The sequence below is a fragment of the Aquabacterium sp. genome (assembly GCF_035476535.1).
Classification (GTDB): Bacteria; Pseudomonadota; Gammaproteobacteria; order Burkholderiales; family Burkholderiaceae_C; genus Pseudaquabacterium.
In genome coordinates, this window is sequence record NZ_DATILJ010000139.1 from 21,823 (window position 1) to 36,967 (window position 15,145).

7 protein-coding genes are annotated in these 15,145 nt (G+C 71.0%); 4 read left to right on the top strand and 3 right to left on the bottom strand.

Translation table 11 applies throughout. From position 1 onward, the window contains the following. The first annotated feature begins 1 nt into the window (after position 1). The 3 genes from VLK61_RS13730 to VLK61_RS13740 all read left to right on the top strand — a co-directional run bounded on the left by VLK61_RS13730 (position 2) and on the right by VLK61_RS13740 (position 7,838). Positions 2–2,863, top strand: a complete 2,862-nt coding sequence (locus tag VLK61_RS13730; RefSeq protein WP_325422082.1) for a metalloprotease — start codon at positions 2–4, stop codon at positions 2,861–2,863. 254 nt (positions 2,864–3,117) lie between these two features. Continuing rightward, the gene (locus VLK61_RS13735; RefSeq protein WP_325422084.1) at positions 3,118–4,377 is read left to right on the top strand and encodes a metallophosphoesterase family protein; all 1,260 of its coding nucleotides are present in this window, start codon (positions 3,118–3,120) and stop codon (positions 4,375–4,377) included. A 5-nt stretch (positions 4,378–4,382) separates the two neighbouring features. Further along, positions 4,383–7,838, top strand: coding sequence for an ATP-binding protein (locus VLK61_RS13740; RefSeq protein ID WP_325422086.1), 3,456 nt, complete (start codon positions 4,383–4,385; stop codon positions 7,836–7,838). A 56-nt stretch (positions 7,839–7,894) separates the two neighbouring features. Here VLK61_RS13740 and VLK61_RS13745 read toward each other — a convergent pair whose 3' ends face one another. The 3 genes from VLK61_RS13745 to VLK61_RS13755 form a co-directional block, all read right to left on the bottom strand. After that, positions 7,895–10,132: an NADP-dependent isocitrate dehydrogenase gene (locus tag VLK61_RS13745; RefSeq protein ID WP_325422088.1), complete on the bottom strand. Its 2,238-nt coding sequence runs from the start codon at positions 10,130–10,132 to the stop codon at positions 7,895–7,897. 105 nt (positions 10,133–10,237) lie between these two features. Continuing rightward, complete coding sequence (locus VLK61_RS13750) at positions 10,238–11,269, bottom strand: LacI family DNA-binding transcriptional regulator (RefSeq protein WP_325422090.1); 1,032 nt, start codon at positions 11,267–11,269, stop codon at positions 10,238–10,240. Between the two features lie 11 nt (positions 11,270–11,280). Then, positions 11,281–13,344, bottom strand: a complete 2,064-nt coding sequence (locus VLK61_RS13755) for a beta-galactosidase (protein WP_325422092.1) — start codon at positions 13,342–13,344, stop codon at positions 11,281–11,283. A 192-nt stretch (positions 13,345–13,536) separates the two neighbouring features. Between VLK61_RS13755 and VLK61_RS13760 the strand changes: the two genes are divergently transcribed. Beyond that, on the top strand, positions 13,537–15,145 hold a 1,609-nt coding region (locus VLK61_RS13760; protein ID WP_325422094.1), incomplete at its 3' end, for a beta-galactosidase.

Genomic DNA, 15,145 nt, shown 5'->3' on the forward strand with positions numbered 1-15,145 from the left:
GATGACCTTAGCGCTCTACTCGCTGGCCGTAGCGGCCCTGTTGCTCATCAGCGTGATGTCGGCCATCACGCTCACCACGATTCTGCGGCTGCGCTTGGGGCGACCCCAGGCGCTGGCCTTGTCAGCGCAGGAGGTGCCGCCCGACGCCCGCGAAGCCGTGGCGCCGGGCCTGGCCCAGCTCGTGGAGATGGGCTTCGCACATCCGGCGGCGCTGCGCATGGTCGGACAGATCGTGGCCGGCCAGCCGGTGCCGCAGCATGGGCTGGTGCTGACGCACGGCAAGCTGCCAGCGGCCGGCTACGTGGTGCAGACGCTGGTGCCTGACCGCAGCCGGCACTTCACCCTCTACTTCGTCAGCCGCACGCGGAACGGCCGCACGCTGGTCACGCGCAACCGCAGCAGCGCGACCGGCCCGCTGCCCTTGCCCGACGTGACCACGCTGGACTGCTGGCTGCCGACTTGGCCGGCGCTGTGGCAGGCACACCGGCAGAAGATGAAGGCGCTGGAAGGCGATCCGGCGAACTGGCAAAACCTGGATGCCGCGGCCTGGATCGAAGCCGGCGCGGCGGCCGAAGCGGCGGCATTCAACGAGCGGGTGAAGCGCGGCGAACTGCTGGAGGAGGGCGCCGGCAGCTGGCGCTTCAGCCTGCCTTGCGCGCTGCGGATGCTGGGGCGTGCCTGGGCTGCGTTCATCCCCGCGTCGCGCGGCATGGTCGGGGACGGGCCCGCCACGGCAGCTCGGCCCGCTGCAGGGGCGGCCGATGATGCTGCCATCGACAGCGTGGCCCGCCAGGTGCAGACCTATGAACGCGACAGTCTGATGCGCCAGACCCGCAGTGGGTCCAATGGCGCGAAATGGCTGCTCTTCTTCGTCACCGCCGTGGCGGCGGCCGCCTCGTTTGGGTTGACGGTCGACCTGAGTCTGGTGCCGGCCCTGCTGAGCGTGCTGCTGTTCCATGAACTTGGCCACCTCGCCGCCATGCGCTGGGCCGGCTACCGTGACCTGAAAGTATTCTTCCTGCCCTTCATCGGCGCCGCGGTCAGCGGCCGGCATGAACACCCGACAGCGCGGCAAGAGCTCGTGGTGCTGTTCGCCGGCCCCGTGCCCGGGCTGTTGCTGGGTATCGCGGGCTTGCTGTGGTTGCCGCCGGATCTGCCCTTGTCGGCGTGGTGGCACAGCTGCGCGGTCCTGGCGGTCACCCTGAACGCGTTCAACCTGCTGCCCCTCCACCCGCTGGATGGCGGCAAGATCTTTGAGATCCTGCTGCTCGGCCGATGGCCGTGGCTGGCCTTTGCCGGTCGCGTGCTCGGGCTGGCCGCGTTTGCCGGTCTGGCGCTGACGATGGACAGCGACGCCGCACGTGCCGCCATGGGGGGTCTGGTGCTGTTGATGGCGCTGGGCCTGGCGCACCAGCGCCGCGAAGCGCAACTGGCCGCCGCCGTCCGTACGGCGGGGCCATGGGGTGGTCTGTCGCGGGCCGAGGCCCTGGCCGCGCTGTTCACCGCCATGGACCGGCTCGGCCTGGCAGCGCGGCCCTGGTCAGACCAGCGCTTGCTGGCCGCCGCCCTGCTGCCGGCCTTGACGCGCGCGCGGCTGCGGCGCCGCGACCGGGCCGGCGGCCTGGCGGTCTATGCCTTCTTCCTGCTGTTGCCGGTGCTGGTGCTGGTGGGCAGCCTGTGGAACAGCCGGGGCGCATCCGACCCCACCGCCCTGGCGGCCACGGCCAGGGCGGCTTCGGCGCTGCCGCCTGCACTGGACGCGGACCTGCCAGCGCAACAGGGTGCCGAGATCGACCGGCTGTTTGCCGAGCTGAAGACCCGTGTCATGCGCGAACCCGAGCCTGGTCGCCGCTGGTCGCTGCTGGCCGCGGAATTCGCCTCGGCCGTCGAGAACCAGCAGGCACTGGACCCGGCGCATCTGCCCTCGGCCATGGCCTTGCTGCAAGAGGCGCAGCGGCTGGCACCCACCTTGCCCGATCCCGTCGCCAAGCGGGCCGCGGCGGCGTTCTGGCAGGCGCAAATGACGCCGGACGACGCCGACCGTCAGCGGCAGCTGGAGGCCGTGATGGGTCTGTACGACGACCCCGCCGCGGCGGCTGCCGATGCCGGCCCCTTGGCCAGCGCGGCCATCGACTGGCTCTACAGCACCCGGTCCGATCCAGCGCAGCGTGCGGCGCGCATCGACAAGACGCTGTCCCGGCTGGGCCCGCACGCCAGCGCCCAGCAGTTGCAGACGATGCGCGGCTTCAAGCTGGACCAGCTGCTGGCCGAAGGAGACGGCGCCACGGCGCTGCGGCTGGCGCGCGAATGGCACGACGCCTTGCTCGACAGCCCCGACATCGATCACCGTGTGCTGGCCGCACAGTTGGTGGTGGACACGGAACTGGCCGCCGCGGGTGCGGCAGCTGCCTTGCGCACGCTGGACGAGGTCTTGCAGCCGCTGGACAGCCTGCCCGCGGGGCGGGCGTCCGGCGTCGATGCCCTGCGCCGTACCGGCCTGTGGCTGGCCGAAGCAGCCGGGCGGCCCGATTGGCAGCGTCAGCAGGTGCAGCGGCTGGCCGCGCCGCCGGAAGCCGGGGTTGGGCTGCCCTGGTGGATGGGCCCGCTGCTCTGGCTGCAGTCGGGCGACCGGGGTGCGCCGGCGACGCTGACGCAACTGGAACACGCTCATTGGCGTGGCGACGCGGCAGCGGCGCAGCAGGTGGCTGCGAGCTTGCGGCAGCAGCGGCCTGGCTTCGCGGTGCGACTGCACAGCCCGGTTGCGGAAGCTGGTGCCTTGTCGGCGGCGCGGATGACGCTGGTCACTGCCGGACGCAAGGCGCTGTGCGAGCGCTACGGCCTGCGCGTAACGATGGACCGCTGACTGGACGCCGGGCATGGCGATGCGGCCGAGTACGAGCGCTGGTGCAGCGAGTTTGGCTGCAAGGTGCCGGTGGCGGAGTTTCGGCCGCGCATCGAGGTGTAAGTCGAGCCGCCGCGGGCGGGCACAAAGAAGGGCCGGTTGCCGCCGTTTCTGGGGCCCGCCCATGGGCGCACGGGGTTGTCGGCAAGAATGAGCCTGGCCGGCGGTTGCCGCCGCCGTGCTCCTCTTCATTGCCCGCCCAGATTCCGCAGCCCATGAGGTTCATCCACACCGCCGACATCCACCTCGACAGCCCGCTTGCCGGGCTGGCCGCCTACCGCGACGCGCCGGTGGAGCTGCTGCGCACCGCCACGCGCGAGGCCTTCCAGGCGCTGATCACCGAAGCCATCCACGAGCGGGTGGACTTCATGGTCATCGCCGGCGACCTGTACGACGGCAGCTGGCGCGACTTCCACACCGGCATCTACTTCGCGCGGCAGATGGGGCGGCTGAACGCGGCGGGCATTCCGTGCTTCGTGCTGCTGGGCAACCACGATGCCGAGAGCGAGATGACCCGCCAGCTGGAGCTGCCGCCGAATGTGCAGCGCTTCGCCGCCGACAAGGCGCAGACCTTCGAGCTGCCCGCGCTGCGCGTGGCACTGCATGGCCGCAGCTTTCGCCAGGCAGCGACCACCGAGAACCTGGCGGCGAGCTACCCACCGGCACGGGCCGGCTGGCTGAACATCGGCGTGCTGCACACGGCGCTCGAAGGCCACGCGTCACATCAGCGTTATGCGCCTTGCACCCGCGGCGAACTCGCGGCGCGCGGCTACCAGTATTGGGCGCTGGGCCACGTGCATGAACATTCGGTCGAGCAGGTCGGCGGCACGACGATCGCCTTTCCCGGCAACCTGCAGGGTCGCCACATCCGCGAGCCCGGCCCGCGCGGCGCGCTGCTGGTGGAAGCCGACGGGCCGGACATCCAGCGCGTGAGCCGCCTGCACACCGACGTGCTGCGCTGGCACGAACTGGCGGTGGATGTGAGCGGCGCCCGCTCGATGGCCGACGCGGTGCGCCTGTGCGGCCAGCAGCTGCAGGCGCTGCCCGACCAGCTGGGCTGGTCCTGCCCGGTGGCGCTGCGCGTGATGCTGCTCGGCCGCAGCGAGGCGCATGGTGAGCTCTTTGCCGCCGGCGATCACCTGCGCGCCGAACTGATGGCGCAAGCGGCGGCCGTGGGCGGCGACGGCCTCTGGCTGGAGAAGGTGAAGCTGCGCACCGAGCCCGCGGTCTCGGCCGAGACCCTGGCCGCGCGCGGCGACGCGGTGGCCGACCTGCAGCAGGTGCTGGCCACCGCGGCCGACGACGCCGCGCTGCTGAAGGAGATCGACGACGAGCTGCAGCTGCTGGTGGCCAAGCTGGAGCGGCCGGTGTGCGACGCGGTGGCCGACATCGCCTTGCTGCGTGCCGGCCGCGTGGCCGAGATCGTCGAGCGCGTGCGGCCCGCGCTGCTGGCGCAGATCAGCGAGCAGGGCTGAAGCGCATGCGATTCGAACGCATCTCGCTGCTGCGCTACGGCGGCTTCACCGATGCGGTGCTGGAGCTGCCCCGTTCGGACATCGACTTCCACCTGATCGTCGGCGCCAACGAGGCCGGCAAGTCGACGATGCGCCGCGCCCTCAGCGAGCTGCTGTTCGGCATCGACGCGCGCACGCCTTTCGGCTGGAAGCATGGCTACCCCGACATGCGCCTCGCAGCCCGCGTGAGCCGGGGGTCCGAGCAGCTGGACTTCATCCGCACCAAGGGCAACAAGAACACGCTGCGCGATGCGGCCGACGTGCCGATCGCCGAGGCCGTGCTGCAGGCCTTGCTCGGCCGTGTCGACCAGCGCTTCTTCGAGCGCATGTACGCGCTGGACCAGGCCGGCCTGGTGGCCGGCGGCCGCACGCTGCTGTCGGCCTCGGACGACCTGGGCAAGATGCTGTTCCAGTCGGCGGCCGGCCTGTCGCGCCTGGGCGAGATGGCCCAATCGCTGGAAAGCAAGGCCGAAGCGCTGTGGGCCCCGAAGAAGAAGGCCGGCCGGGCCTACTACGATGCGCTGGACGCCTACGACAGCGCCGACAAGGCGCTCAAGGCCTCGATCGTGCGCTCCAAGGACTGGGCCCAGGCGCACACCGAGCATGCGGCGGCCGACGCCGAGCATGCGCGTGTCTCCCAGCAGCGCGGCGAGCTCGCGGCGCGCATCACCGGCCTGCAGCGCATTCGCCGCGTGCGCGCCGATCTGGAGCGGCTGGCCGCGCTGGAGCAGCAGATCGCCGATGCGGCGGGGGTCATCGACCTCGGCGAGAACGCCCGCGCCACGCTGGACGGCGCGCAGCGCCTGATCTTTGCGGCGCAGCAGGAGCAAGCCACGGCTGCTGCGTTGCTGGACGAGATCCACCAGCAGATCGCGGCGCTGCCGGTCGATCAACGCCTGCTCGACAGCCAGGCCGAGATTGCCGCGCTGAACGACCGCCGGGTGCAGCTGATCGGCTTTGCCGACGAGCTGAAGCTGGCCGAAGCCGAATTGGCCGCGCAGGGCGTGCAGGCGCTGCGCCTGGCCCAGGCCCTGGGCCTGCCGGAGGACAGCGAAGCCGGGCTGCGCACCCGCATGCCGCGCGGCAGCACCCGGGCCACGATTGCGGCGCTGGCCCAGGACCATGCGGCGCTGCGCCAGGCGCTGGCCACGGCCCAGGCCGGCCTGGACACGCGCGAGCGCAGCCTCGACGAGATGCGCCGCCGCCGCGCCGCGCTGGGGCCGCTGGAGGCCGATGCCGGCCTGGCCGTGGCCCTGGCCGCCGCCGCGCGACTGGGCGACGTGCAGGCGCGGGCCGACGAACTGGCCGCGCAGCTGCAAGCGGCGCAAACGGCCCGCCACCAGGCCGTGCAGGCGCTGGGCCACTGGCCGCTGGACGAAGCTGGCCTGCGCAGCCTGCAGCTGCCGCATGCCGATGCCGTGCGGCAGCACCTGCAGGCGCTGCAATCGATGCTCGCCGATGGCAAGGCCGCGCACACGCGGCTGCACGCGCTGCGTGATGAACGGGCCACGCTGGCGGCGACGATCGCGAACTTCGCGCACGCGCACAAGGTGGTCAGCGAGCAGCAGGTGGCGCAGGCGCGCGCCGAGCGCGACACGCTGTGGTCGTCCTTCGAGGCCGAGCCGGCTGCGGTGCAGGCCGAGGGAGTCCGGTTCCGGCAGCTGATGCACGGCGCCGACACACTGTCGGACGAGCGGCTGGCCGGTGCCGACGACGAAGGCATCCTGCGCGGGCAGCAGGAGCGCCTGCGCGTGCTGGACGCGCAGATCGACGAACTGCAGCTCCGCCAGACCGCGCTGGGCGAACAGGCCGCAGGCCAGCAGGCCGCCTGGGTCGAGCAGATGCGTGCCGCCGGCGTGCCCGGCCTCAGCGCCGAGGAGATGGCCGACTGGAAGGCCCAGCGCCTGGCCACGCTGGCCGCCTTCGACGAAGCGGCCCGGGTGGCCGACCTGCAGGCCGGCTGGCAGCGCCAGGCGGCGGACCTGGCAGCGGCGCTGATGGCGCATGTCGCCGCGGAGGTCGGTGAGGCGCCGCCGCTGGCGCTGCTGATCGAGCGGGGCCGGCGGGTGCAGAAAGCGGCCGAGAACGCCGCGGCCCAGGCCCGGGAGCTGGACACCCAGATCGTCCAGGCCGAGACCGAACGCCTGGCGCTGCAATCCGCGTGCGAGCAGGCCCGCCAGGCGCTGGAGGCGTGGGCAGGGGCCTGGCAGGCCGCGCTGCAGGAGGCAGACTTCCCGCCGATCTGGCAGCCCGGCCAGGCCCAGCCGGTGCTGCAGCGCTACGCCGAACTGGAGGCGGCGCTGGCCGCGATGGACCGGCTGCGGCGCGACACGCTGCAGCGGCGCGCCGACCAGGCCGCTGTGCTGGTGCAGGACGCGCAAGCCCTGCTGGCGCGACTGGACGGCGCCCCCGCGCCGGACCCGGCCGGCGCCCTGGCCGCGGTGGCGGCGCTGCATGAGCGCGCGCAGCAGGCCGCGCGCCACCAGCAGGCCTTGCACACCCCGCTGCAACGCCAGCGGGCCTTGCAGGACCGGCTGGAAGCCGCGGCGGCCCAGTTGCAGCAAGGCCAGGCCGCCCTGCAGCCGCTGATGATCCAGGCCGCCGCGCCCTCCCTGGAGGCGCTGGCCGCGCGGGTGGCGGCCTCGGATGCGCTGCGGGCGCTGCACGCCAGCCGCGCAGGACTGGAAGCGGCGCTAGTCGCCGCGGGCGACGGCCTGTCCCTCACCGAACTGCGCCGCGAAAGCGCGGCCATCGACGCCAGCCGCCTGGTGGTCGAGCTGCAGGATCTGGAGGCGCAGGACCACGCGCTCGTGGCGGCGCTGAGCGCCCTTGCCGCGCGCCGGCAGCAGGCGCAGACGGCGCTCGACGCCATCAGCGGCAGCGCGAACGCGGCCAAGGCCGAGGGCGACCGCCAGCAGGCCATCGCGACGATGGCCGATGCCATCGAGGACTACATCCAGGTCAAGACCGCCGAGAAGCTGCTGAAGTGGGCCATCGAGCGCTACCGCGAGGCCCAGCAAGGGCCGATGCTGGCCAACGCGTCACGGCATTTCAGGCTGCTGACGCTGGGCTCGTTCGAGCGCCTGACGGTGGAGTTCGAACACGACCCGCCCAAGCTCGAGGGGCGCCGCCCCGATGGCCGGCAGGTCAGCGTGGAAGGCATGAGCGACGGCACACGCGACCAGCTGTTCCTGGCGCTGCGCCTGGCCGGCCTGGAGATGCAGCTGGACGGCGGCCCCGGCCTGCCCTTCATCGCCGACGACCTGTTCGTCAACTTCGACGACCAGCGTAGCGCGGCCGGCCTGCGCGCGCTGGGCGAGCTGGCGCGCAAGACCCAGGTCATCTTCCTCACGCACCACGAACACCTGGTGGCGCCCGCGCAAAACGTGCTGGGGGCCGGCTTGAACGTGGTGCGCCTGTGAGCCGGTGCTCGACCCGGGCCCTGCTGGCTGGCGGGGGATGACCCCCGCCGCCGGCATCAGCCTCGCGCAGCCGCCAGCGCGGCGTTGAGCGTCGCGCTCGGGCGCATCACGGCTTCGGTCTTCACCGGATCGGGCAGGTAGTAGCCGCCGATGTCGGCCGGCTGGCCCTGCACGGCGTTGAGCTCGGCCACGATCTTCTGCTCGTTGTCGGTGAGCGTGCTGGCCAGCGCGGCGAAGTGCGCGGCGAGTTCGCTGTCCTCGGTCTGGTCGGCCAGTTCCTGGGCCCAGTACATCGCCAGGTAGAACTGGCTGCCGCGGTTGTCGAGCTGGCCGGTCTTGGGCAAGGGGTTCTTGTTGTTGTCGAGCAGCCGGCCGGTGGCCGCGTCCAGCGTCCTGGCGAGCAGCTTTGCGCGCGCATTGCCGGTCTTGATGCCCAGATCCTCCAGCGAGACGGCCAGCGCCAGGAACTCGCCCAGCGAGTCCCAGCGCAGGTGGTTCTCTTCGACCAGCTGCTTGACGTGCTTCGGCGCCGAGCCGCCGGCACCGGTTTCGTACATGCCGCCGCCGGCCATCAGCGGCACGATGGACAGCATCTTGGCCGAGGTGCCCAGCTCCATGATCGGGAACAGGTCGGTCAGGTAGTCGCGCAGGATGTTGCCGGTGACCGAGATCGTGTCGAGTCCGCGCACCACGCGCTCCAGCGTGTAGCGCATCGCGCGCACCTGGGACATGATTTGAATGTCGAGGCCCGTCGTGTCGTGGTCTTTGAGATAGGTCCGGACCTTCTTGATCAACTCGGCCTCGTGCGGACGGTACGCGTCCAGCCAGAAGACTGCTGGCATGCCCGAATTGCGCGCACGCGTGACGGCCAGCTTGACCCAGTCGCGCACCGGCGCGTCCTTGACCTGGCACATGCGCCAGATGTCGCCGGCCTCGACGTTCTGCGTCAGCAGCACTTCACCGGTGGCCAGGTCGACGATGTTGGCCACGCCGTCCTCCGGCGCCTCGAAGGTCTTGTCGTGCGAGCCGTATTCCTCGGCCTGCTGCGCCATCAGGCCGACGTTGGGCACCGTGCCCATGGTCTTGGGGTCGAAGTTGCCGTGCCACTTGCAGAAGTTGATCATCTCCTGGTAGATGCGGGCAAAGGTCGATTCCGGCATCACCGCCTTCACGTCCTTCGGCCGGCCGTCGGCGCCCCACATCTTGCCGCCCATGCGGATCATCGCGGGCATCGAGGCGTCGACGATCACGTCATTCGGCGAGTGGAAGTTGGTGATGCCCTTGGCCGAGTCGACCATCGCCAGCTCGGGGCGCTGCGCATGGCAGGCGTGCAGGTCGCGCATGACCTCCTCGCGCTGCGACGTGGGCAGCGTGGCGAGCTTGTCGTACAGGTTGACCATGCCGTTGTTGACGTTGACGCCCAGCTCCTCGAACAGCTGGGCGTGCTTCTCGAAGGCTTCGCGGTAGAAGATCCTGACGCAATGGCCGAAGACGATGGGGTGCGAGACCTTCATCATCGTGGCCTTGACGTGCAGCGAGAACATCACGCCGTGCTTGTGGGCGTCCGCTATCTCGCGCTCGTAGAACTCGAGCAGCGCCTTCTTGCTCATGAACATCGAGTCGATGATCTCGCCGTCCTTGAGCGAGACCTTGGGCTTGAGCACGATGGTCTGGCCGCTCTTGGTCAGCAGCTCCATCTTGACGTCACGCGCCTTGTCCAGCGTCATCGACTTCTCGCCATGGTAGAAGTCGCCGTGGTGCATGTGCGAGACGTGGGTGCGCGAGGCCTGGGCCCATTCACTCATCGAATGCGGGTTCTTGCGCGCGTATTCCTTGACGGCACGCGGCGCGCGGCGGTCGGAGTTGCCTTCGCGCAGCACCGGGTTGACGGCGCTGCCGGTGCACTTCGAGTAGCGGGCGCGCAAGGCCTTGTCTTCGTCGGTCTTGGGATCCTCGGGGTAGTCGGGCAGCTCGTAGCCCTTGCCCTGCAGCTCGCGGATGCAGGCCTGCAGCTGCGCCACCGAGGCGCTGATGTTGGGCAGCTTGATGATGTTGGTGTCCGGCAGCAGGGTCAGGCGACCCAGCTCGGCCAGGGTGTTCGGCACGCGCTGCGCTTCCGTCAGGCATTCCGGGAACTCGGCGAGCACACGCGCGGCGACCGAGATGTCGCTCTGGTCGACCCGGATGCCGGCCGGCGCCGTGAAGCTGCGGATGATGGGCAGGAAGGCGTAGGTCGCCAGCAAGGGCGCTTCATCGGTGAGGGTGTAGAGGATGGTCGGTTGCTTGTCGGTCATTCACGGATCTCCGGAGGGTTTGCTGCGTTCGGCGCAGAGCGTAATGTGCCAGCAGCCGGATGCCGACCCTGTTGTCCGGTGCCGGCACCCCCGGTCTCTGTGGGCTCAGCCGGGGGGCGCGCGGCCGGTGGAGGCGCGCACGATCAGCCGCGGCGCCGAGGCGACGACGATGTGCGGGTCGGCACCATCAGCACCATTGCTCTCGGTGATCATGCGCATCAGCGCGTCGACCGCCAGCTCTGCGGCTTCCACCGTCGGCACGGCCACGGTGGTCAGCGCGGGGCGCACTTCGCGCGCGAGCTGGATGTCGGTGATGCTGCAGATCGACAGCTCACGCGGCACCGCCAGGCCGAGGTCGGCGGCGGCCTGCAGCGCGCCGATGGCCGGCAGGTCGTTGCTGACGAACAGCGCCGTCAGCTCGGGCACGGCGGCCAGCAGCGCATGCGCGGCGCTGCGGCCGGCCTCGATGGTGTCGTGGCCGAAGCGCACTTCCGACGGGCCATGCGCCGCGCCGGCACGCGCCAGCGCATCGCAAAAGCCGCGGTAGCGCCAGATGTGGTTGCCGCTGGCCTCGCTGCCGACCACGGCGCCGATGTGGCGGTGGCCCAGCTTCAGCAGGTGCTCGGCGGCAATGCGGCCGGCCAGCTCGAAGTCCACCGCCACGCAGGGCAGGGCCGGTGGCGCATTGGGCTGCTCCCACATGCACAGCACCACCGGCACGCCGCGCTGGCGCAGCGCCAGCAGCGCGTCCATCTGCACGAAGTCGGCATTCATCACCAACACGCCATGCGCCAGCGAGCCGCCCACCGCATCCAGGTAGGCCCGTTCCTGCGCCGGGTCGTCGTTGGTGTTGCACACCAGCAGGAAGTAGCCGCGCTGGCGCACGGCGCGTTCGACGGCCAGCGCGAACTCGGGGTAGAACGGGTTGGCGATGCTGCTGACCACCAGTGCGATCGTCGACGGCCGGCCCTCGGCCAGTGCCCGCGCGTTCAGGTTGGGCCGGTAGCCCAGCGCCTGTGCGGCGGCCAGCACCCGCTCGCGCGTGGCCGCGCCGACCTTGCCCTTGTCGCGCATCACGTTGGAGACGGTGGCAGGGGTGACGCCGGCGTGGCGTGCAACTTCGACAAGGGTGGCCATGGCCGGCAGTATCAGCTGGCGACCCAGGCGGCGACACCGGCCGGCCCGAGTTCCGGCCCGCCGAGCACGAAGCGCGCGTTGGCAGGCGCCGGCATCGCCACCGTGCCGGGGCCGCTGTGGAAGGCGAACTGCAGCCGACCCTGGCGGCGCAGGCGCAGGCCGTCCGGCAGCGTGTGCGTGGCCAGCTGGGCGTCCTGCGCTGCGGCTTCGATCACCGCCCGCAGCAGACCGGCATCGAAGCAACCGGCGAGGTAGCGCACGCGCCCCTGGCGCAGCAGGGCCGGCAGGCCATCGTCGAAGCGGGCCAGTACTTCGGTTGCGGTATCGGTATGGCTATCGGCCGCGAGCTCGACCTGCTCGCGCCAGCGCTGCGCATGGCCTTGTAAGCCCTGGCCTTGCAGTGTGCCTCGCACCGGCTTGACCAGGCCCGGGCGCAGCGATTCGACGCTGCGCACGCGCAGGCCGGCCAAGGCCGCCAGCGGACCCGGCGGCAGGCCCTCGGCGGTGCGGAAGTCTTCACTCAGCGAACCGCTGCGGGGACCGATCAGCAGCTGCGCGCCGCTGTCATCCACAACCGCGGCCACACGCGCGGCCAGTCCCGCGTCGGCCGCCAGCATCGCCGGCAGCAGCAGCAGCGCGCGGCCGGCGAGATCGGCGTCGGGGCCGACGATGTCGATGTCCAGCCCCAGGCTGCGCGCCGCGCTGTACCAGGCGAAGGCTTCGCCGAAGTAGCTGAAGTCAGCGCCATGGCGCTGGATCTCGACCATCCAGTGGCTGGTGTAGTCCAGCACTAGCGCCACAGCGGCGCGGCCCGCTGGCGACGCGACGGCAACTGGGCCCGACTGCGGCACATTGGCTGTGTGACCCGCCAGCGGCGCCGGGCCCAGCGCGGCCAGCACCGCCGGGATCTCGTGGGCCACCTGCGTCGCTTCTTCGCCGCCGCAGTCCAGGCGGTCGTCGCTGCCGTGCAGGCCGGAGTGCATCTGCTCCTGCGCATAAGGCAGCTGGCGCCAGCGGAAGTAGGAGACGAATTCCGCGCCATGGGCGAAGGCTTCCCAGCTCCACATCCGCACCTGGCCCGGTTGCGGCGCCGGATTCCAGGCGGCCCAGTTCACCGGGCCGGCCTGCTGCTCCATCACCGCAAAACGGCCGCTGCCGCACAGGTTGCGGTACAGGTCATGGTGAAAGGCGGCGATGTCCGGGTGGCCGCTGTGCGCCCAGCGCAGCCGCTCCTCGGGCGTGATGAAGGCCACCGTGTCGGTGAAGCCCAGCGGATAGCTGTCCCAGGCCGCGAGGTCGAGGTCGGCGGCCATCGCATGGTGGTCGAACTCGCCGAAGAAACCCATGAAGTTGTGCAGCACCGTGCGGCCGGGGGAGTGCGCGCGCAGCAGGTCCACCTGCAGGCGGTTGAAGCGCCGCACTTCGTCGGACGCGAAGCGGCGGAAGTCCAGCGCATGGATCGGGTTGGCCTGCGCCGGCAGGTCGATCGGCAGGCCGATCTGATCGAAGCTGCTGCACTGCATCGACCAGAACACGTTGCCCCAGCGCTGGTTCAAGGCCTCGATGCTGCCGTAGCGCTCGGCCAGCCAGCGCCGGAAGCGCCGCAATGCCGCCGGGGAGTACGACAGCAGCGTGTCGTGGCAGCCGTATTCGTTGTCGGTCTGCCAGGCGACCAGCGCCGGATGCTGGCCGTAGCGCCGTGCCATCGCCTCGACGATGCGGCGCGAGGCCTCGACGTATTTGTCGCTGGAAAGGCAGCAGTGGCGGCGCGAGCCGGCCTGCCGCGTGCGACCGCGCGCATCGACCGGCAGCACCTCGGGGTAGCGCTCGCTCAGCCAGCGCGGCGGCGCGGCGGTGGGCGTGCCCAGCACAATCTCCAGCCCGGCGTCGGCCAGCGCGGCCACGGCCTCGTCCAGCCAGGCCCAGTCGAAGACGCCTTCCCGCGGCTCCATCAGCGCCCAGGCGAACTCGGCGATGCGCACCTGGCGCAGACCCATCGCGGCCATGCGGCGCGCATCGTCGCGCCAGCGGCTTCGGTCCCATTGTTCGGGGTAGTAGCAGACGCCAAGTTTCATCAGGAGCTGAAATGAGTTAATCGCTTAATCCACTATGCAACATCGGTGAGCAGCGTGTCAACCCGGCCGGCGATCGCCGAGCTCTTGGCTTCACGCCTGCCATCCGAGGGGTGTATTGATTAATGGTTTCTCCGGATGACAGTGGCGAGGCTGCCGGCTCATAGTGTCGAAAGATTAAACGCTTAACCCTTCATGCTTGCGCTCACCCTGGACACCCGCCCGCCGCTCATCGAGCGCGACTTCCTCGCGTTGGGGGAGGGCGGCCTCGGCCCGGCCGGCCGGCTGGCGGTGAACAGCCGCTGCATCGAACGGGATGGCCGGCCGTGGATGCCGGTGATGGGCGAGTTCCATTACTCCCGCTGCCCGGACGACGAATGGGCCGACGAGCTGCATCGCCTGCGCGCCGGCGGCATCGACATCGTCGCCAGCTACGTGTTCTGGAACCACCACGAAGCGGCCGAGGGCCAGTTCGACTGGCGCGGCCGCCGCAGCCTGCGGCGCTTTGCGCAACTGGCGCAAGCCGCCGGGCTGATGTTCTACCTGCGCCCCGGCCCCTGGGTGCATGCCGAAGCGCGCAACGGCGGCCTGCCGGACTGGCTGCAGGCCCGGCCCCCCTTGCGCTGCAACGATGCGCGCTACATCGGCGCCGTGCGCCGCTTCTTCGGCGAGATCGGCCACCAGTTGCAGGGCCTGCTGTGGTGCGACGGCGGCCCGCTGGTGGGCGTGCAGGTCGAGAACGAATACGACGGCCGCGGCCCCGGGCGCGGTGCCGAGCACATTGCCGAACTGAAGCGCATCGCGCAGGATAGCGGCCTGCGCGTGCCGCTGTGGACGGTGACCGGCTGGCCGACGCTGGACATCCCGCCGCGTGAGGTGCTGCCGGTCTCCGGTGCCTACCCCGATGGTTTCTGGGGCGGCGGCACCGGGCCGCAGCCGCCGTCCGGCGTGTTTGCGTTCAACACCGGCCGCAGCATCGGCGAGATGGGCAACGTCGGCGGCACGGCCCCCGAAGGCCGCATCGACCCGGCGCACTACCCCTTTTTCCTGGCCGAAGCCGGCGGCGGCATGCATGTGTCCTACCACCGCCGCCCGGTGCTGAGCACCGACGACGTGGCCGCCTGCGCGCTGGTGCAAATCGGCTCGGGCGCCAACCTCTACGGCTACTACATGTACCACGGCGGTGCGAACCCCGGCCGAGGCTTGCAGGAGACGCAGGCCAGCGGCTATCCGAACGATGTCGCCGAGATCGGCTACGACTTCCGCGCGCCGCTGGGGCAGTACGGCCAGCTGCGGGCGACCTACGGCCGGCTGCGCAGCCTGCACAGCTTCCTGGCGGCTTTCGGTTCTGAACTGGCGCTGATGGACACCAGCGTGGGCGACAGCACCGATCCGGCCGACCTGACGCAGCTGCGCATCGCCGCGCGTGCGGCCGGCGACAGCGGCTTCGTGTTCGTCAACAACCATTGCCGGCATCACCCGCTGCCCGACTTCAGCGGCGTGCAGTTGGCCTTGGCGCGCGACGATGGCCGCGTGCAGACGCTGCCCGCGGCGCCGGTGGACGTGCCCTCGGGCGCCTACTTCATCTGGCCGCTCGGCCAGCGCCTGGGCGCGGCGCTGATGCCGCATGCCACCGTGCAGCCGCTGACCCGCTGGACCGAAGGCGGCAGCGTGAACTGGATAGCCTTCGTCGTGCCCGGCGTGCGCGCCGAGCTGTGTTTCGACGCGGCAACGCTGCGCGCGCTGGACTCACCCGCGCACACCCGAAGCGAGGTGCACGACGGCCGCCTGACGCTGAGCTGCG